Here is a 19,846-nt window from a genome sequence, read left to right on the forward strand (position 1 = left end):
GTTATTTCCCCCCCTGTTCGTCGCCATTTTCATCTGACGTATTCAGGAGTTTGTTGAGCATGTCTGTGTAGAGACCGACGATGCCTTTTGGGGCATAGATGACGGTGAGAATGACGATTGCGCCGACAAGCAGGAGATAGTTGTCCCAGAGTACCGACAGTTCTTCGCGCAGAATAACCAGTAGCGCGGTGCCGAAGACCGGGCCGAGAAGCGTGCCAACACCGCCAACGAGGGTCCAGACCACGCCTTCGCCGGATACATGGTAGAACATGTAGCTGGCGGAAGCGTATCGTCCGAAGAAGGCAAACAGGGCGCCGGCCACACCAGCCATAAATCCTGCAGCGATAAAGGCCACGAGGCGAAGACGGTAGACATCCAGTCCGATGAGAGACGCGCGAACATCATTTTCCCGGACTGCGATCATGGCTTTGCCAAGTGGGCTCTGCAGCAATCTGTGCATCAGATAGAAGCATCCGATCACGACCAGGAGAATAAAGTAATACTGCGTGTTGGGATTTAGCAGGGTGACCTCGAAATCACCGATGCGCAGCATAGGCGGCATGGAGAATCCGATGCCATCATCGCCGCCCGTGAGTGGCTTCCAGCTCAGCGCAAGGAAGTAGAAGATCAGCGAGAAGACAACAGTGATGATCGCAAAGTAGTGCCAGGTCAGCCGTACGGCGAGAGAGCCTGCAATCACCGACATTGCGACGCTTGCAATGATCCCGAGTGCGAAGGCTGGCCAAAATCCCAAACCGAGGTGGGCGATGCCGATGGCGACGCCATACATGCCGAAGCCGAAATAGAGCGCCTGACCGAATGAAAGCAATCCGATATATCCGAAGAGCAGATTGACGCCTGCTGCGAAGAGCGACCAGATAAGGATTTCCGATGTGACGCTCACCCAGAACGGGTTTGCGATCATTGGAAGGATGATGGGTGCCGCAAATAGGAACGCCACAAAGGCGACAACAACGGCGATGTTGATTTTTTGAATCTTGGAGTTCATTTCGCCAACCCTGTGAAGAGACCCTGCGGACGCAGAAGGAGAACTGCGCTCATGAGGCAAAGCGACGTGATGCGCGCCATGGTCGGGTCAGTGAAACTTGCGACAACCCCTTCGACGAAGGAAAGAAGTACGGCCGCAGCTGCGGTGCCGGGCAGGTTGCCCAAGCCGCCAATGATAACTGCCATAAAGCAGAACGGCAGGATGTCGATCCCAGACCGGAAGTCGACCGTCGTGATCGGAGCCGCAACAACGCCGCCGAGCGCGGCCAGAGCAAATCCAATCGCAAAGGTCATCAGATAGACACGTTCAGTCGGTATGCCCATAATGAGCGCAGCTTCTGAATCGTGTCTGACCGCGCGCATCCAGGTGCCGAACTTTGTCCGATGCAGAAACAGGAAGAAGCCCGAGATCGCTAGGATCGACAGAAAAGCTGCGACGAGACGGTAGATGTCGTATTCAATGTTCAGCAGAGGAAACGTGCCTTCGATTGGCGGGAGGATGCGGCGCGGAGCAGCACCGTAAGTTGCACGAACGCTCTCTTGAAGAATGATCGAAAGGCCAAATGTTGCCACGATTGACAGGGCCGCGGCATTGCGGATCGGCTTGATCACAATTTGCTCGATGACTGCACCGAGCACGAAACCGAGGATCGGCACGATCAGCAGGGCGAGCCAGAAGTTGCCGGTTGTTTGCAAGACACCAAAAGCAAGCACGGTGCCGACCATGAAGAAGTCACCGTGTGCGACGTTGATGATGTCGAGTAGTCCGAAGATAATTGAGAGCCCTAAGGCAATCAAAGCTATGATAAGGCCCCAAACGATCCCGTTTGCGGCCAAAGCAATCATTAGATTCCAGTCCATCTGTGTTCCCGTCCTCCCATATTGCGGAATGCGCAGATTATAATTTTCACCATTTAGGCATTTGCGGAAATACCTTAGAAGTCGGAATTTTCGCGTGCGTCCGTGCAAAAATACCCAGACCAGTTCGAAGGACTAAAAATCCGACCGAAGAAAGGCCAGCGCGGTAACCGTCTAAGAAGAAAAGAAAAACGGCGAGTCGCTTTGGCTCTTAAGGGCTCAAGCCATGTTACGGCAGGCGACCGGGTGTTTGCGTTAAGATTTGTTAATGGTTCGCCTCGACTGCAGCACGAACCCATCTAGAAAAACGAACCGGCTGAGCACCAACCCTAGGTATCAATCCAGGATGAGACCTGCTCGCAAAGTTCATGCGGAAAGGGAGTGGCGCGCCGTGTGGCAGAGTCAAAGAGCATGTATTTAAAGACTGCTGAGAAGGCCACAAGTTCGTCATGGCAGCGGATCAGTTCGTGATTTATCGTGATCAGTTTCGTGTCAATTTCAGAGATCGACGTTTCAATACACATGGCATCTCCGAGGCTGAGTTCGGCGTCGAAATCCATCATTGTATGGGCTTCCACCAAGGAGAGTTTGCGTCCCTGTTTACCACCAGCTGACAATCCGAGTTTTGATTGTATGGCAAAGATGCCGCCCGAACAGGCTGTGAAATACCTGGAGACGTTTATGTTTCCAGGGTAATCACAATCGTCTGGCGCAACAACACCTCGAAACGTCGTTATCGGCCGCATGGCGTTTTCTCCGAAGATGCAACCGGAGCACGACGTAAGATTGCCAGCCTTGTCCCTCTATCTGATTTGGTCGCCAACAACGATTTAGTTTTGCCCAAACGTTTCAGCGAACTCTTCCCGGAGACGTTTTTTCTCAACCTTGCCCATCGCGTTGCGCGGCAGGGCCTCTTTAAAGAAGACCCGTTTGGGCTGTTTGAATTTAGCGACTTTCCCAGAGAGCTGTGTGAGGATGTCCTCCTCGGTCACATTTGCGGCCGGGTTGGGTACAGCAACGGCCAAAACACCTTCCCCGAAGTCGGGATGAGGTGCGGAGATGACCGCCGTTTCGATAATACCCTCCAGGCCATCAAGGACCTCTTCGACCTCTTTTGGATAGACGTTAAATCCTCCCGAGATGATGAGGTCTTTTTGGCGGCCAACGATGCTGACATAGCCGTCCTCGTCAATTTGGCCGAGATCTCCAGTTATAAAAAAGCCGTCCTCCCTGAATTCCGCCTTGGTTTTTTCGGGCATATACCAGTAACCGGCAAAGACATTTGGGCCTCTGACTTCGATGACCCCGACCTCCCCCTGCGGCAAAGGGGTACCGGTCTCAGGGTCGGCGATCCGCAATGCAATATCGGGCAAGGGGAACCCGACGGTGCCTGGGCGCCGGTCACCGTCATAAGGATTGCTGGTGATCATATTGGTCTCGGTCATGCCATAGCGCTCCAGGATCGCTTTTCCTGTCCGGGCACTGAACTGCTGATGCGTTTCGGCAAGTAATGGTGCGCTGCCAGAAACAAAAAGCCGGATATTGGAACAAAGGTCTTCTGTCAGGTCGTCAGAAGACAAGAGACGCGTGTAAAACGTGGGCACGCCCATCAGGACCGTTGCTTTCGGAAGCGCCTCCAATATGGCCGGAAGATTGAAGGAGGCAAAAAAGTCCAAGCTGCTTCCGGCAACCAGAGTGACATTGGTCGCGACAAACAGCCCATGCGTATGGTAGACCGGCAAAGCGTGGATCAAGCGATCGTTGGCCGTAAAGGCCCATTCCTGGGTCAGAACTTCTGCATTTGACGCAAGATTGCGATGGGTCAGCGTGGCACCTTTGGACCGGCCTGTTGTGCCTGAGGTGTAAAGAATTGCCGCAAGATCGTCTTCGCCGCGTTCAACCGGTTTGAATTTAGCGGATGACGAGATGCTTTTTTGCAAGGGAAACTCATCACCAATGGCCCCGTCGCTGGTGACCGGTATGAGTTTTGCATAAACCTCTGCTGCGAGATCAGTCAGATCCTCAGTTTTGGCGGCATCTCCAAAAAAAATTGCCGGTGTCGCGTCATGAAGAAAGTAGGAAAGTTCATCATGTGTATAGGCGGTGTTAAGCGGCAAATAAACGCCACCTGCCATGACGGTTGCACCATAGATAAAAATCGATGTCGGGGATTTTTCAATCTGGGCGGCAACGCGGTCGCCGGGTTTAAGACCCAGGCTTAGGAGTGCGGAGGCCATGGCAGCCATTTTCGAGTAGGCTTCTTCGTAGGTGATCTGGCTGCCATCTTGCAGATACATGAAGACGTCGGAATTGTTACGGTGTTTTGAAAACAACCGCTCATGCAGATAGTTTTTTCCCATGGGATACCTTACCTTTCGCGGAGATCAGCGCTGACACATCGCGAGACAGAGCGACCGTTCCCTCATTTCTTAATGCTTCATGACGGGCCTCGAGCTTGTCGAGGTCATAGAGATAGTTGACCATCACGCCTGCCGCGTTCTGCATCCCTCTTTCAGAAAGGTCAGCATTTGCGTGGACAGCGTGAAGGCAGGCACCGTTGCCGAGATGAAAGCGGGCAACTGGATCCTTGGGCGTCCCTTTTTTATGTTTGTCATTGGCCAAGTAATCTGCTGCGAGCATCCGCACGGTTTGCGCCATGTCTTCGCCGATAGGTTTTCCAGCCGCCGCTAGGTTGACGACTGCCTGTAATGTTTCGACATCGGTGGTTTCATTTCCGAGGCTGATTTTTTCTTCAAGCGATTTGATGAAGCCGGGCACCGGCGAGAGCGTGAGAAACAGCTCTAGGTTTGGAAGGTCACGCGATAGATCCGTGACGACCTGTTTGATGAGAAAGGCACCAAAAGACACACCTTTCAAACCGGCCTGACAGTTCGATATCGAATAGAAGACGGCGACCTTTTTATCTTCTGGCAGGCTTGGTACCCGGTCCTCGCGGAGAAGTTCCTGTATAGAATTTGGGATCTCACCTGTGAGTGCAACCTCGACAAAGACCAGCGGTTCTTCCGGCATCGTGGGGTGAAAAAACGCGAAGCAGCGCCTGTCCGCAGGTTCAGTTCTCCTGCGCAGATCATCCCATCCTTTGATTTCGTGTACGGCCTCATAGGCGATGAGTTTTTCAAGTTCACGGGCCGATGAGTCCCAATTTATAGGCCTCAGGGTTAGGAACCCCCGATTGAACCAGGACGACAGAAGGTGCCGCAGGTCATCGTCGATACGCTGCAGCTCCGGTTTGGTTCGCGTTAAGCGAAGCAGATCCTCACGCATTTTTACGAGGCGATAAGTTCCTTGTGGTGCAAAGTTCAGTCGCCTGAGCAACTCCTGCCGTTGCGGTTCACAGCTATGCGCGAGCCGCCTTAAATTTGCTGAGGATTGGTCCGCCTGATAATCCTCAGCAGCGGCCAGCACATCCGAGGGTGCGGGGTTATACTCGACCGCTAAAAATTCGAAGAACCCGAGTTTTTCGTCCGCCGACAAGTCACGATATAAACGCAGAGCCTGATCTGCCAGTGCGACGCCGGACGCCTCTCCTTTGGACGACAGCAATTTGTCGCAAAGAATGCGGATCTGGCTCGCTGGAGGCTCAGATTGAATTGCGGGCTCGATCCACCGAGACCCTTTTTCTACAATTGCTTGTAGGATTGTGTTCAGGTTCGCCATGTTTCTGCCGAAAGCTAAGTATCTGCATGAGCGTACAAAACCATTCGGCTCATAAACAATTCGACATTTTTGCATGGCCGCGTGTGTTGATGTCGTTGCCCGCAGTGAACGGCATAATTCCGCCCTTCAGCTATCACCCGGTCTCGCAAAATCAGTCGCATAGTGTCGCTGTTTGTATCTTATCGGTAGTGTCACTTGGCACTTAATTCTGAGACTACACTTTCAATGATTTCAGTAGGTTGCGTTGGCACTTAATTTGAGATTGGGCAGTTAAATTGAGATTTCCGCTTGTAGCTTGTCACTTTAACTGAGACTGTCACTCCGAAGTTCAATCGGTGCCGAACTGCCATGACCGACCCTCTTTCCGACGAGATTGACGAAGACCTCTGGAACGAGGCGTCAGGCCGTGCCGACGCGATCCGTGGTTTCCTTAAGGACAATCCCGGCCGGACATCTGCCGCCGACATTGCACGCCTCGCTGATGAGCTCGATCTCAGCCGGGCATCCGTTTTTCGGCTGGTCAAGCTGTTTCGTGAGGGCGGGACGGTGATGTCCTTGGTCGAGCGTAAGCGCGGACGACCGACCGGTCATCGAACGCTGGACCCTGCACGCGAGGAGATCATTCACGCGGCGATCAACAAACACTACCTCAAGAGAACTCGGCCATCGATTTCACAATTGGTGCGGGATGTGCACGCGGACTGCCTGACTGCGGGCCTGCAGCCGCCGCATCGGCGCACGATTGTGGCGCGGCTCGAGGATATCGATCTTCGCAAACGCGCCCGGCGCCGGGGCGAGCACAATGTCGAGAAGGCGGCCACTGCAGTTCCCGGAACCTTCCACCCTACCCGTCCGCTTGAGGTGGTGCAGATCGACCATACAAGAGCCGACGTCTTTGTTGTCGACGAGGAAACACGTGAGCCGGTGGGTCGCCCATGGCTGACGCTCGCGATGGATGTCTACAGCCGCATGGTGACAGGGTTCTACCTCACCATGGACGCCCCTTCCCGCCTATCTACCAGCCTCTGCCTGCTCCACTCCGTCTTCGATAAGTCCGCCTGGCTGAAAGAACGCGACATTGTGGAGCCGTGGCCCGTCGCTGGTCTTCCCGACAAGGTGCACGTCGACAACGGCGCAGATTTCCGCAGCCGGGCTTTCAAGCGCGGATGTGACGATGCGGGCATTGCCATTGACTGGCGGCCACCGGGCACGCCGCGGTTCGGCGGGCATATCGAGCGGCTTATCGGTACGCAAATGGGACGGCTGCACCTCCTTCCTGGAACGACGTTCAGCAACGAGCGGGATCTGGGCGACTACGACCCGAAACGCCACGCTGCCCTGACATTGCGAGAGCTTGAACGGTACATCGCACTCGACATCGTCGGTGCCTATCATCAATCGATCCATGGCAGTCTCGGCCGTCCACCACTCGCGGTCTGGCGGGAACAAGAAGGAGAAATCCCGCTCCGGCTGCCGGAGGATCGGTTGCGGTTCTGGCTCGCTTTCCTGCCGGAGCAAGAACGGACCCTGCGGCCGACGGGCATTCATCTCTTCGGTCTGCGCTACTGGTCGGCCGCACTGAGCGCCGATGTAGGACGGACCAAACGGCGCCTGATTGTCAAGTATGACCCCCGCGACATGTCGCGGGTGTTCGTGCGTCGGCCCTCGGGGAACTTCGTCGAGGCGCGGTATGCCGACCTGGCGCTGCCGCAGGTCACATTGCACGAGGCGATGACCGCCCGCCGTGCCCTTAGAGAGAAGGGCCGCCGGGAGGTCGGTACCCGCGCCATCGTCAGGACCGTTCTCGAGCAACGAGCGCTAGTCGAGGCAGCGGCCAAGAAGACGGCCGCAGCAAAGCGCGGCCGATCCCGCACGCAGGCGCGACTTGATAAGAGGGAACCGGGCACGCTCCGCGGTATCGACTCCAGCAAACCGGTCCCGTTTGTTGAGGATTGAATTTGAGCTGGAGCGACCATGACCGACACGACCCCTCACCTGACCTCCGGCGCGGCGGCACTACTTGCTGAACCACAGGCGGCACGCATTCGTGCCATGCGATCACGCCGATGGGTGCTCTACCCACGCGCCAAGCAAGCACTTGGTCGGCTGGACGCGCTGCTCGACCACCCACGAGGCACACGCATGCCCTCGATCGCGATCTACGGCGACAGCGGGATGGGCAAGACAATGATCATGAAGCGGTTCCGCGATCAGCACCCGCCAAACTTCGATAAGTCGACAGGGGCGCTGACGACACCGGTTCTTGCCATGGAAATGGTCAGCCGCCCCGGCGAGCGTCGCTTCTACGGTGAGCTTCTCACCCTTCTCGGCGCGCCACAGTCGCCCCGCGCCGACATCACGCAGATGGAACAGGCAGCCCTGCGGATCATGGAGGCGATCGGCGTGCAGGTGCTGGTGATAGACGAGGTCCACAATATCCTCGCCGGAACTTACCGGGAGCAGCGCATCGTCCTGAACACCCTGCGCTTCCTCAGCAATCGTCTCCAAATCTCGCTGGTCTGCTTTGGCGTTAACGATGCGCGAGAGGCCATCGGCGGGGATGTTCAACTCGCGCGTCGGTTCGAACAGTTCACGTTGAGCCGATGGGCAGCAAACGAAGACTTCGAAACCCTCGTGACATCGATCCTGCGCAACACGCCGCTTCATCGCCCCTCGGTACTGACCCCGAAGTCGCTGCGCCGCATTTTGCAGATCACGGACGGCATCACCGCCAACATCTTCCACATGATCAACAGCCTCGCGATCGAAGCGGTCGTGGACGGCAGCGAACGTATCACGGACAGCGCTGTCGACGCCTGGGCGCCGGACTTTGATGTGGAAGCGGTCTATGCATGAACGGGCGTCTTCCGGTCGTCCTGCCGCCGGCTACGGGTGAACTCTTCTCGTCCTGGATTGCCCGCCACGCCGCGTTCTACGGGGTTCCGGCCCTGACCATGCTGCGCCATGGGCTGCCTGACGCCGTCTCGCTGCACATTGCCGACCGAACACTAAGCCGGGACCAGGCAGGCCGTCTGGCGGAGATGTTCTCGATGGATGCCAAGACCGTGCGCCGGATGACATTCGCCAACATCCGGAGATCCGCACATCGTTTCATCGCAAAGGAACCGCTACAGCGATGCTCCAGCTGCAAATCGGGCACCTCCGATCCAGGACCAATCCTACGTTGTGATTTGCAGGGATGGCGGATCACTTGCCCGCATTGCGCCCGGCCATTCCAGGACTTGGCTCAATGCGACCGCGGCCGTCCGTTCAATCAATATCATGCCGCCGCACATCGTGGTGAGAAGCTGCTCCAAGATGATGCAGAACGCGACATTCAAACATGGACATCACCGCTGGAACTCGCCCGCCTTCTGCTGATGCGCCGGGTGCCTTGGCCATTCCCGCGCGACGCTGAACTCTGGCGCTATCGAGTTCTCAGTGTCGTAGTACCGGACCTCGATGACGTCATCGCCCGAGAGGGATCGTTCCCACCCTCACCCAAGCATCCAATTGTACCACTCCATATCCGACCGGCGCTTCTGGCAGGTGTCGCCATCGTGGAGCGCGCCGGCCCGGAGATGCTGCAGATGCTTCAGGCGCACACTTTCGGGCACAACAGACTCCGGTTCATCGAAGAAACCGACCATCTGATCAACCCGGCGTTCGGGCTACCAGGTCCTCGCCAGATGCAGTTAATTTGAGACTGAAGACATTCAAAATCTCGAATAAAGTGCCCAACCCGTCAAAAACCACCGCAATCTTACAATTAAGTGCCAAGTGACACCTGGAGCGACTTAGAAGCATGCAGACAGCACTTGAGGACATGCAGCGAGACATTGCAGGCCCATTGTCTGTCGCCGCTGTTTCAACAGCGAAATATTTTCTCCCGCAACTGCTAGGAAACTTCAAACGCAGGTATCCGGGGGTCGAGCCACGTCTGCAGATTACCAACCGCGAAGTCGTGCTCGCCCGTATCGCAGATAACGCCGACGATATTTATGTGATGGGCCAGCCCCCGCGCGAAGACACTGTGATCGCTGAACCATTTCTGGAAAACATAATTGTGTTCGTCGCGCCGTCCGACAAAGCCATTGTCGTTGCGAATGCCGCCAGTTTAAGCGCCGGGATTTCCATGTTTGCCGGATTCAACCTCGTCTTTTATCGTAATGACGGCGTGACTTTCGGGATGCTGGGCGGCGCGCCGTGGTGGAGCCTCATCGCTCTTGCTCTTGCCATTTGTATCTGGCTGGGGGTTATGCTGTTTCGCGCCGAAAATGCGGTCGAAGCGCTTGCCTATGGCGCGATCATTGGAGGAGCCCTGGGCAATGTCATCGACCGTGTGCGGTATCGGGCTGTAACAGACTTCTTGGATTTCTACATTGGCACAACACATTGGCCTGCCTTCAACATGGCCGATGTATTTGTCGTCGGTGGCGTGGGGCTCTTGCTCGCCGCGCCATGGATCAGCGCGCGACGTCCGATCAAGTCGTGAAGCCGGAAATTCTGAACCGCATCGCTCTTCGCCACCGTTTTCTTTCGCGGATGACGCTCGGTTTCGTCGCCGGGGCGCTGACCGTTCTGACTTTCCCGCCTTTCTCGCTTCTCCTGCTCGTTCCTGTTGCCTATTCCGCGTTCTTTGTCGGTCTTCGCGATCTCTCCCTCGGGCGTGCTTTCCTCGTCGGCTGGGCGTTTGGTCTTGGCCAGTTCGGTTTCGGGATTTCGTGGATTGCAGAGAGTTTCTACGTCGAGGCCGAGCGGTTCGGGGCGATGGCGATCCCGGCCGTCGCGGGATTGTCCGCAGGTCTCGCAATTTTCCCAGCCATTGCCGCAGCGCTCTTCGCCGAAATCGCGCGGCACGGAGCCCTGGGTAGTCTCCTCGCCTGCCTCCTGTTCACGACCTCCTGGACCGCGACCGAGTGGTTGCGTGGTCACGTTCTGACAGGGTTTCCCTGGAACCTCGCCGGCTACGCACTTGCCGACTACGCCGCCCTTCGCCAGACCGCCGCCTGGGTCGGAAGCTATGGGTTAAGCTTTCTCAGCGTGTTCGTCGCGACACTCCCCGGCACGGCTGTCATGGCGTCCGGGCGGCAACGATTGACCGCTTCGCTCATGGCGCTGGCCGGCATCGCGATGATGTGGGCCGTCGGCACGCTCCGCCTCCAGTCGAATGCACAACAGCTACCCGGTGTCGATTTGCGCATCGTCCAGGGCAACGTTCCCCAAGAGGAGAAATGGGCGCCCGAGAACCGCAAGGCGACCTTCGCGCGCTATCTCGAACTTTCTTCCCGCCCCGGCAATTTCGACGTTCTTCTCTGGCCGGAAACCGCCTTTCCGGGTTTCCTCGATGAGGATAAGAAGGCGCGGGCCCGGATTGCCACTGCGCTACCGGAAGGCAGCGTGCTGCTCACCGGTGTGCCGGACCGTGTACCGAGCGAGGATGGCACCCGATATTTCAACACGGTCCAGGCATTTGACGAGACCGGCGAGATCCTGACCGGATACGCGAAACACCATCTCGTGCCCTTCGGCGAATATGTGCCATTCCGCGGCTGGTTGCCCATCGAGCGGCTCACGGCGGGTCTGGGCGATTTTACGCCCGGACCGGGCCCGAGAACGCTTGCGCTTCCGGGTGTGCCGCTGGTCGCCGTGGCGATCTGCTATGAGATCATCTTCCCAGGGCATGTGGTCGACGACCTGTTCCGGCCGGACTGGATTTTCAACGCGACAAACGATGCCTGGTTTGGCACCAGCATCGGACCCGAGCAGCATCTGGCTTCCGCACGTATGCGCGCCGTAGAGGAAGGCCTTCCAGTCATCCGAGCCGCGAATACGGGCATCTCCGCGGTCATCGACGCGAGCGGAGAGATCGTTGCGCGGCTCGATACCGGCGAAACGGGCATCATCGACGCTAGCCTGCCCTCCGCGCGACCGCCGACACTCTACGCGAGCTTCGGGGACTGGATGCTGTTGGCGCTCATCTTGGCTTCGTGGAGCTGGGCAATGGCGCCAATGCGACGGCTCACTACCGCCGCATGAGAAAGACCGTCATGCAAAGATGTGGATAGGTGTTCCGTCTTTCACCATTGCATAGATGTCCTCGATCTGCCGATCTGTGACCGCGATGCAGCCAGCTGTCCAGTCGCGGACGTCCGTTGGGTCGATGCCTGGGCGTGGACCACCATGGATGAAGATGTCGCCGCCAGGGGAAAGGCCCTGCGCTTCAGCAAAGGCGATGTCGGCCTCATTCGGATAGGAGATGCCAACCGAAAGATGATACGTACTGTCGGGGTTGCGCTTATCGACTACGTAAGCGCCCTCAGGGGTCCGGCCGTCTCCCTCGAATTGCTTGTGACCCTCAGGAGCGAAACCCAGCCCGACCGGATAGGTTTGCAATACGCGATCGGCTCCGTCCAGAACAAGCAAACGCTGCCCCTTGTAAAGCCGAACACGGGTCACTTCGGGTCCGCCATAGCTGCGGAACTTGCTGGCACAGCCAGACAAAAACGCTGCCAACCCGCCCAACAGGACGGCGCGGCGGGGAAATCGGATGTTTTTCACTGCTCGACGCCTCTTTCGTGAGGTCTGATATGGACATTACGTTACCTTGCAAATGCTGCCTGATCAATGTCCGTGGGCAAGCGCGGCTTTTGTCATCTGTGGGCCAACCTGCTCACCGCCGGACGGCGGCGCCTTGGCCTCTTGGCTGTTCAGCAGGCGCAGGGCATTGGCCACCACCAGCAATGACACCCCTACGTCGGCTGCAATCGCGCCCCACATCGATGCCAGTCCGAACGCGGTAGCGACAACGAAAACGCCCTTGGTCGCCAAGGAAATACCGATGTTCTGATGGATAATCGACATTGTCCGGCGCGAATGACCGATCAGCCAAGGCACCTTCCCGAGGTCGTCGGTCATCAGGGCAATATCAGCCGTCTCGATTGCCGCGTCCGAACCAACAGCACCCATCGCGATGGCGTAATGCGCGCGCGCCATGGCGGGGGCGTCGTTCACCCCGTCGCCGATCATGGCCACCATGTCATGCGTTTCGACCAGTTCTTCGATGGCTGTCACCTTGTCTTCGGGCAGAAGCTCGGCACGGACCTCGTCGATGCCGACCTCGGCGGCAACGGCGCGCGCTGTCCGCTCGTTGTCGCCCGTCAACATGACGATGGTCTTCACGCCTTGCGCGTGGAGCTGTGCCACGATGCCCTTGGCATCGGGGCGGATACGGTCGCGCAATTCCAGGATGCCGGTGACGCCGGTGTCGTCGCCTACGGCAACAAGGGTGCTGCCAGCCCCTTCGATGCGGTCGCGCAAATCCTTCGGAATGGCATCGCCGAATCCCTTCTCCTCGGCAAACCGGTCCGACCCCAGCCAGATCGACCGGCCGTCTGTGCGTCCTTCAAGTCCCCTGCCCGGAACGGTTCGGGTATCTTCCGCGGCGGATACCTTGATGCCGTCGGCTTCTGCCCGCGCGAGAATGGCGCGCGCCAAGGGATGCGAGGAACGTGCCTCCAGCGCAACGGCGAGGGTCATCAGATCTTGCGCCGAAGCCCCGCCCAGCGGATGCACAGCCGCCACTTCGGGCTCGCCCATTGTGATTGTGCCGGTCTTGTCCATGGCCAGCGCGGTGGTCCGACCCGGTGCCTCGACATAGGCACCACCCTTGATGAGTACGCCCGCCCGCGCCGAAGCGGTGAGCGCCGCGACGATGGAGACCGGTGTCGAGATGACCAGAGCACACGGGCAGGCGATCACCAGCAGAACGAGTGCATTGTAGAACCAATAATCCCAGGCCCCCCCGAAAATGAGCGGCGGCAGCAGGGCAATTGCAATGGCGAGAGCCATGACGATAGGCGTGTAGATGCGGGCGAATTTCGCCACCCACTGCTCCACGGGCGCGCGGCGGGCATGGGCGTCACCGACCATGCGGATGATCTTGGCCAACACGGTGTCCGAGGCGGCCTTCGTGGCGCGCACCGTCAGTGTGCCTTCGCCGTTGATCGTACCGGCATAGACTTCGTCGCCTCGTTCCTTTGGGACCAGCGCACTCTCTCCGGTGATTGGCGCCTGATCGACCGCGCCCGCGCCGTCCGTCACCTCACCATCGAGCGGGATACGGTCGCCACCGCGTACTATGAAGCTTGAGCCTACGGCGACTTGGGCCGCCGGAACGTCGGCCTCGCTTCCGTCTTCGCGGATCACGCGCGCCGTCGGTGGTGCAAGGTCCAAGAGCGCCGAGACCGCATTCCTCGCACGCCCGACGCTCCAGCTTTCGAGGTAGAGCGAGAGCGAGAAAAAGAACGCAACCGTCGCCGCCTCGAAGAATTCGCCAAGCCCTATGGCACCGGCCACCGCGACCACCATCAGCAGGTTCATGTCGGGCGACAGTCTCCGTGCGGACGACCATGCCTTGGGTGCCACGAGCCAGACACCGAACAGGATCGCAACCGCGAATAGCCCTGCCTCGACCCGTGGCATCGGCGCTTCGCCGTGCCCTGCGAAGAGGCCGAGTGCCCCCCCCATGCCGGTCTCGATGATGTGCCACAGAAATCCCGCGGCCCAGAAGCCGCCACTGAGCGCCGTATACAGCCGCTGGCGTGCAAGATGGGCCGCCTGGTCGACCGACGCGTTTTCGGCATCCCAGGGCTTGGCGGTCATGCCGGTGCTTGCCACCAGTTCTGCAACTTCGCCGTCCGATACCTTCATTGCGCTGTCGAGGATGGTCATCCGTCCATTGATCACGTCGAACGCGAGATGCTCCGCCCCGCCGATCTTCGGGCCGACCACCTTGTTCAGGATCGCGACCTCTTCGGCGCAATCGAGGCCTGAAACCTGAAAGCTGCGCCCGGCATACGGCGCGGGCGTTACTGGAGCGACGTTGCCACAGCTTCGACTGCCTCCGCAGCAGCCGTCGCCGGATGCCTGCGGAGCGTCGGTATCATCATGGCGGTGGATATAAGACGGCATGAACGGACCTCGGGATTCGGACAGTTCAGATCGACATAGCACCTACAGCAACTAGAGCTTCAAGTGAAAAATCGGTTGGTCTTCATGTTCTGTTTTTTGGTAGGACTGACAGCGGATTGCCCCGTTTTGGCGAGGCAGAAAGCAAATGCGAAAGGAAACTCAATGCAATCGATCATGCAAAAACGTAACATGATGGTCCTGCCCAAGTTAATGCTCGCCGCCAGGTGTGCCATTTCACCGAGCGACAGCAGCGATACCGCAAACGCGATCGGGAACGTGCCCGAAAGCGTGGTGGCGCTGGCGGCACCCGACACGCATTTCGTGATGCTGGCCCAGGCGATCCTCTATCGCGGCGCGGGCATCGGCATCGTCTGGCCCCAGTTCCTCGCACTTGCGGCGATCGGCGCGATCCTCTTTGCCATCGCGCTCGCGCGGTTCCGGCGGACGATCGGCGCCATGGTCTGATCTCTCCAACCTGGTTTGCCGTCGACGTCGACGTCGACCGGGATCAGCTTGACTTCTGCGACGCAGCATCTATAGGACCAATCGGTCGGTTTCCGACCAAATGGTCGGAACGCCAGCCCCGGAGATGGAATGCGCGCGCGCAATGCCCCTGACGAGATCCTAGACGCCGCCCGTGCCGTGGTCGCGCGTGACGGCCCGGGCTGTCTGACGATCGAGGCCGTCGCGCGCGAGGTTGGCATGTCGAAAGGCGGCGTTCTCTACAACTTTCCCTCCAAGCTGGCGCTGCTTGAAGGTCTCATGCACCAGATGATTGCTGCTTTCGAACAGAGTTTCTTCGAGTTCCGCGATGCCGCGTCCGGGCAGCCAAACCCGACGCTGCGCGCCCTCGTCGGCGCCTTCGGCCATTTCGAGCGTTTTGATCCCGACATCTCCATGGCGATCATGATTGCCGCGGCGGAAGCCCCCGCGCTGATGACGCCGGTGAACCGCCTGATCGAGGGTTATACCGGGCGTGTTCTGGAAGAGACTGCCGACCCGGCAAGCGCGTTGGTCATTCTGGCGGCGCTGGACGGGCTGCGGTTCCAGCATCTGATGCGCCTGCCACCCGCCGATCCGGCCCTGCGCAAGGCGACCCTCACCCGTATTCAAACCATGATCGAAGATCTGGAGCCTGCCACATGAAACGCCTCTCTATCGCTCTCGCAGTCATCATCGCACTCATCGGGCTGGGCGGCACCGCGTGGTTCACCAACATGAACGCCCTGGCCCAGCAGGAAGACGCAGGTGCGCCCCCGACCGAGGCCGCCGTCGCGGTGCCCATGCAGGTGGTGCAGGCCGGCGATGGGCTTGCCGCGCGCAGCTTCATCGGCCGGGTCGAGGCGCAGCGGACCGTGGACATCGCCTTCCAGATCGGCGGACAGATCGTCGAGATCGGCCCCACCGAGGGGGAGCGCGTCGCAGCAGGCACACTTATCGCCACGCTGGACGACGTGAATTTTCGCCTCGCCCTGGAGAGGGCCGAAGCGGTGGTCGATCTGGCCCGCAGCGAGGAGGCCCGGGTGTCCGAGCTGGTCGAACGAGCGGCGGCGCCGCGCGCGCAGCTCGACCGGGCGCGCGCCGAGTTGCGGCAGGCCGAGGTCGCCGTCGCCGAGGCGCAGCGCGCACTCGAACAGACCCGCATCTCTGCCCCCTTCGAGGCCATCGTCGCCCGGCGCCTGATCGAGACTTATTCCAACGTGACCCCGGCAGTGCCGGTGTTGCGCCTGCAGGACGTCAGCACGCTGATGGTCGCGATTTCGCTGCCCGAGGATCTGGCGGTGTTAGCCCGCACTGCACCGGAAGACTACGAGGCGGTGGCGCGGTTCCCCGCCCTTCCCGACGCGGCGATGCCGCTGGATCTGGCGCGCTTCGTGACCGAGGCCGACCCGGTGGCGCAGACCTATGCCGTAAAATTCGCCCTGCGCGAGCCCGACCCGCGCATCCTGCCGGGCATGACCGCGACCGTCGAGCTTCGCCCGCGTCAGAGGGTCGATGCGGTCATGGTGCCGGTGTCGGCCGTCGACACCTTCAGCGGTGCGGCGCCGCGCGTCTGGGTCGTCGACGAGGAAAGCCGCGCCCATCCCCGCGAGGTGAGCCTGGGCCTGCCGCAGGGCGACCGCATCCCGGTCCTGTCCGGCGTGACGCCTGGTGCGCGGATCGTGGCTGCAGGCTGGTGGCAGATGCGCGACGGGGTGCTGGTGCGCCCGGCCATGTTCTGATCGGGGTCGCGCCATGAACCTTGCCGTCTGGTCCATTCGCCGCCCTGTTGCGATTTCCCTGCTCATCATTGGCTGTCTGATCGGCGGTCTCTGGGGGCTTGCCAATGTCGGGCGTCTGGAAGACCCGGGCTTCACGCTCAAGACCGCGCTGGTCTTCACACCCTATCCGGGCGCTTCGGCAGAGGACGTCGAGCGCGAAGTGACCGAGGTGCTGGAAAGCGCGATCCAGCAGATGCCGCAGCTGCGCCGGGTGGAATCGAAATCCATGCCGGGCCTCAGCCAGATCACCGTGGAAATCAAGGATACCTATGGCCCCGACGAGATGCCGCAGGTCTGGGACGAGCTGCGCCGAAGGCTGGGCGACGCCGGGGGCGACCTACCGGACGGGGCGAGGGCGCCGCAGGTCAATGACGATTTCGGCGATGTCTTCGGGCTGTATTATGCCGTCACCGCCAGCGGCTACAGCCCGTCCGACCAGCGCGAGATCGCCCGTCGCCTGCGACGCGAGTTGTTGACGGTGCCAGGTGTGGCCAAGGTGGAAACGCTGGGCCTGCCCGAAGAGGTGGTGATGGTCGAAGTGCCTTCGGCCCGGCTGTCCCGGCTGGGCCTGCCACCCGATCAGGTTCTGGGCCTTCTGAGTGGCGAAAACACGGTTCTGCAAGGGGGCGAGATCCGTGCCGACGATGCTCGGCTGCGCACCTTGCTTTTGCCCGGGTTCGACAGCGTCGCCGGGATCGAGGCGCTGCGCGTGGGGCGTGTGGGCGGCGTCGAGCAGATCTCGGTGCTCGATGTCGCGCATGTGGACCGCCGCGAAGCCGAGGCGCCGCAGCAGATCATCCGCCACGACGGCGTGCGGGCCTTTACGCTGGGCGTATCGGCGATCCAGACCGAGAATGTCGTCGCCGTAGGCGAACGGGTCGAGGCGCGTCTGCGCGACGTCGCCGAGGCGCTGCCCGCAGGCATCGAGATCCTGCCGATCTACGAGCAGCACCGGGTGGTGGACGAGGCGGTATCCTCCTTCATCACCGGGCTGGCGCTGTCGGTCGCCATCGTGATCGGCGCGCTGATGCTGACGATGGGCTGGCGCGCGGGTCTGACGGTCGGGGCCACGCTGGGGCTGACCGTGCTGGGGACGGTGTTCTTCATGGCCACGTTCGGGATCGAGATGGAGCGGATCAGCCTTGGCGCGCTGATCATCGCCATGGGGATGCTGGTGGACAATGCCATCGTCATCGCCGAGGGCATGGTGATCGGCATGCAGCGCGGCAAATCCGCCGAGGAGGCCGCGGGCGAGGCATCGGATGCGACCTCGGTGCCGCTTCTGGGGGCCACCGTGATCGGCATCATGGCCTTCTCGGGGATCGGGTTGTCGCCGGATGCCACGGGCGAATTCCTGTTCTCGCTTTTTGCCGTGATCGCGATATCGCTTTTGCAGTCGTGGGTTCTGGCGCTGACGGTCACGCCGCTGATGGGGGCATGGCTGCTGCGCGGATCGGATGGGGACGCGGCGGGAAAAGACCCCTATCGCGGCGTCGTCTACCGGGCCTATGGCTGGCTTTTGCGCGGATCGTTGCGCGCGCGATGGCTTGTGGTGCTGATGATGGTCGGGATCACGGCAGGGTCCCTTGTCGCCTTCGGCAACGTGAAACAGGCGTTCTTTCCGGCCTCCACCACGCCGCTTTTCTATGTGCATTACAACCTGCCGCGCGGGGCTGATATCCGCGCGACCGAACGCGACATGATCGCGCTGGAAGAAGCGGTCCTTGCCGATCCGGACGTGGTGGGCGTGACCACGCTGGTCGGGCGCGGCGCCTTGCGCTTCATGCTGACATATGGCCCCGAACAGGCCGATTCGTCCTATGGCCAACTGATCGTGCGCGCGGCCGACGCCGCAATGATCCCGCAGATCATCGAGCGGCTGTCGGACCTGCCAGGACGCGTTCCGCAAGGTCAGGTCCGCTTCGAGCAACTGGCCTTCGGCCCGCCGTCGGGTGCGGATGTCGCGGTGCGCTTCTCGGGACCGGACACGCAGGTGCTGCGTGATCTGGCCGCCGAGGCGCAGGAACGTTTTCGCAGGTCCGGCGCGTTGATGGACCTTCGCACCGACTGGCGCGAACGTGAACTGGTGATCGAGCCGGTGGTGGACGAAACGCGCGCCCGCGTCGCCGGTGTAACCCGTTCGGCCATTGCAGACACGATCCTTTATGCGACATCCGGGGTGCGTGCCGGAACCTTCCGCGAGGGCGATACCCAGCTTCCGATCATCTTGCGGGTGCCGGAGCACGAGCGCCGCAGCAGCGAGCAGTTGCACGACCAGCTGGTCTGGAGCGCGGCGGGCAACCAGTATGTGCCGCTCACCCAGGTCGTCGAGCGCATCGACGTCGTGGCGCAGGAGGCCGCCATTCATCGCCGCAACCGCGAGCGCACCATCACCGTGCTTGGCGGTTCCGTGCCGGACCTCAACGCCGATCAGGCGTTCCGGGCCGTGCGCGCGGATATCGAGGCGATGGAGTTGCCGTCAGGCTACCGGATGGAATGGGGCGGTGAATACGAGGCGTCCTCGGACGCGCAAGCCTCGCTCGGCACGCAGTTGCCGCTGGGATTCCTCGTCATGGTGGTGATCTCGGTGCTGCTGTTCAACAAGGTGCGCCAGCCGCTGATCCTGTGGCTTGTGGTGCCAATGTCGATCACCGGCATGGCGCTGGGGTTGCTGGTCTCGGGCCTGCCGTTCACCTTCACAGCCCTTCTGGGCCTCCTGAGCCTGTCGGGAATGCTGATCAAGAACGCCATCATCCTGGTCGAGGAAATGGACGCCCGCATCGCCGAGGGCGGCGACCGGGCCGAGGCGATCATCGCCGGTTCGGTCAGCCGCTTCCGGCCGGTGGTGCTGGCCGCGGGAACGACGATCATGGGCATGATCCCGCTCCTGCCGGACGCCTTCTTCGCCTCGATGGCCGTCACCATCATGGGCGGGCTTGCCTTCGCGTCAGTGCTGACGCTGGTGGCGGTGCCGGTGATCTACGCGCTGATGTTCGGCATCAGGCCGGGATCGGGCGAAACGGCCCCTCAGCAAACGGCATCTGCGACCTGAAGCGCGGGCAGTCCCG

16 protein-coding genes and 1 pseudogene are annotated in these 19,846 nt (G+C 60.3%); 10 read left to right on the forward strand and 7 right to left on the reverse strand.

The window, feature by feature from the left end; genetic code table 11:
• Nucleotide 1 precedes the first annotated feature (1 nt).
• The 5 genes from RYZ18_RS02290 to RYZ18_RS02310 all read right to left on the reverse strand — a co-directional run bounded on the left by RYZ18_RS02290 (nucleotide 2) and on the right by RYZ18_RS02310 (nucleotide 5,544).
• Nucleotides 2-1,009 (reverse strand): branched-chain amino acid ABC transporter permease, encoded by a 1,008-nt coding sequence (locus RYZ18_RS02290; RefSeq protein ID WP_317654759.1) that lies wholly within the window; start codon nucleotides 1,007-1,009, stop codon nucleotides 2-4.
• Nucleotides 1,006-1,869: a branched-chain amino acid ABC transporter permease gene (locus RYZ18_RS02295; RefSeq protein WP_317654760.1), complete on the reverse strand. Its 864-nt coding sequence runs from the start codon at nucleotides 1,867-1,869 to the stop codon at nucleotides 1,006-1,008. The genes RYZ18_RS02290 and RYZ18_RS02295 overlap by 4 nt, the downstream gene beginning before the upstream one ends.
• Before the next feature lie 326 nt (nucleotides 1,870-2,195).
• Nucleotides 2,196-2,612, reverse strand: coding sequence for a thioesterase family protein (locus RYZ18_RS02300; RefSeq protein WP_317654761.1), 417 nt, complete (start codon nucleotides 2,610-2,612; stop codon nucleotides 2,196-2,198).
• A gap of 84 nt (nucleotides 2,613-2,696) precedes the next feature.
• Nucleotides 2,697-4,226, reverse strand: a complete 1,530-nt coding sequence (locus RYZ18_RS02305) for a malonyl-CoA synthase (RefSeq protein WP_317654762.1) — start codon at nucleotides 4,224-4,226, stop codon at nucleotides 2,697-2,699.
• Nucleotides 4,204-5,544 (reverse strand): malonyl-CoA decarboxylase domain-containing protein, encoded by a 1,341-nt coding sequence (locus RYZ18_RS02310; RefSeq protein WP_317654763.1) that lies wholly within the window; start codon nucleotides 5,542-5,544, stop codon nucleotides 4,204-4,206. Before RYZ18_RS02310 ends, RYZ18_RS02305 begins: the two co-directional genes overlap by 23 nt.
• A 348-nt stretch (nucleotides 5,545-5,892) precedes the next feature.
• Between RYZ18_RS02310 and RYZ18_RS02315 the strand changes: the two genes are divergently transcribed.
• From RYZ18_RS02315 to lnt, 6 genes and pseudogenes are all read left to right on the forward strand, one after another.
• Complete coding sequence (locus RYZ18_RS02315) at nucleotides 5,893-7,500, forward strand: Mu transposase C-terminal domain-containing protein (protein ID WP_317654764.1); 1,608 nt, start codon at nucleotides 5,893-5,895, stop codon at nucleotides 7,498-7,500.
• A gap of 18 nt (nucleotides 7,501-7,518) precedes the next feature.
• On the forward strand, nucleotides 7,519-8,400 hold the full coding sequence (locus RYZ18_RS02320; protein ID WP_317654765.1) for a TniB family NTP-binding protein: 882 nt from the start codon (nucleotides 7,519-7,521) through the stop codon (nucleotides 8,398-8,400).
• Nucleotides 8,397-9,248 carry a TniQ family protein gene (locus RYZ18_RS02325; protein ID WP_317654766.1) on the forward strand — a complete coding sequence of 284 codons (852 nt, stop codon included), beginning with the start codon at nucleotides 8,397-8,399 and terminating at the stop codon, nucleotides 9,246-9,248. Before RYZ18_RS02320 ends, RYZ18_RS02325 begins: the two co-directional genes overlap by 4 nt.
• Before the next feature lie 122 nt (nucleotides 9,249-9,370).
• A pseudogene (locus tag RYZ18_RS14190) lies at nucleotides 9,371-9,622 on the forward strand (LysR substrate-binding domain-containing protein); the annotation flags it as partial.
• On the forward strand, nucleotides 9,596-10,039 hold the full coding sequence (gene lspA, locus RYZ18_RS02330; RefSeq protein ID WP_411567086.1) for a signal peptidase II: 444 nt from the start codon (nucleotides 9,596-9,598) through the stop codon (nucleotides 10,037-10,039). The pseudogene RYZ18_RS14190 and the gene lspA, both read left to right, overlap by 27 nt.
• On the forward strand, nucleotides 10,006-11,583 hold the full coding sequence (lnt, locus tag RYZ18_RS02335) for an apolipoprotein N-acyltransferase (protein ID WP_317654767.1): 1,578 nt from the start codon (nucleotides 10,006-10,008) through the stop codon (nucleotides 11,581-11,583). The genes lspA and lnt overlap by 34 nt, the downstream gene beginning before the upstream one ends.
• Nucleotides 11,584-11,592: 9 nt before the next feature.
• Here lnt and RYZ18_RS02340 read toward each other — a convergent pair whose 3' ends face one another.
• Nucleotides 11,593-12,105 carry a murein L,D-transpeptidase family protein gene (locus RYZ18_RS02340; protein ID WP_317654768.1) on the reverse strand — a complete coding sequence of 171 codons (513 nt, stop codon included), beginning with the start codon at nucleotides 12,103-12,105 and terminating at the stop codon, nucleotides 11,593-11,595.
• Nucleotides 12,106-12,168: 63 nt separating this feature from the next.
• Entirely contained in the window at nucleotides 12,169-14,517 is a 2,349-nt protein-coding gene (locus RYZ18_RS02345; protein ID WP_317654769.1) for a cation-translocating P-type ATPase, read from the reverse strand.
• A 162-nt stretch (nucleotides 14,518-14,679) separates the two neighbouring features.
• Here RYZ18_RS02345 and RYZ18_RS02350 point away from each other — a divergent pair, with 162 nt between their 5' ends.
• The 4 genes from RYZ18_RS02350 to RYZ18_RS02365 all read left to right on the forward strand — a co-directional run bounded on the left by RYZ18_RS02350 (nucleotide 14,680) and on the right by RYZ18_RS02365 (nucleotide 19,830).
• Nucleotides 14,680-14,982: a hypothetical protein gene (locus RYZ18_RS02350; RefSeq protein ID WP_317654770.1), complete on the forward strand. Its 303-nt coding sequence runs from the start codon at nucleotides 14,680-14,682 to the stop codon at nucleotides 14,980-14,982.
• Nucleotides 14,983-15,111: 129 nt separating this feature from the next.
• The gene (locus tag RYZ18_RS02355) at nucleotides 15,112-15,663 is read left to right on the forward strand and encodes a TetR/AcrR family transcriptional regulator (RefSeq protein ID WP_317654771.1); all 552 of its coding nucleotides are present in this window, start codon (nucleotides 15,112-15,114) and stop codon (nucleotides 15,661-15,663) included.
• Nucleotides 15,660-16,739: an efflux RND transporter periplasmic adaptor subunit gene (locus RYZ18_RS02360; protein ID WP_173495903.1), complete on the forward strand. Its 1,080-nt coding sequence runs from the start codon at nucleotides 15,660-15,662 to the stop codon at nucleotides 16,737-16,739. The genes RYZ18_RS02355 and RYZ18_RS02360 overlap by 4 nt, the downstream gene beginning before the upstream one ends.
• Before the next feature lie 13 nt (nucleotides 16,740-16,752).
• Nucleotides 16,753-19,830, forward strand: a complete 3,078-nt coding sequence (locus tag RYZ18_RS02365; RefSeq protein ID WP_317654774.1) for an efflux RND transporter permease subunit — start codon at nucleotides 16,753-16,755, stop codon at nucleotides 19,828-19,830.
• Nucleotides 19,831-19,846 lie beyond the last annotated feature (16 nt).

The organism is Roseovarius sp. 10 (genome assembly GCF_033100315.1).
GTDB lineage: Bacteria > Pseudomonadota > Alphaproteobacteria > Rhodobacterales > Rhodobacteraceae > M30B80.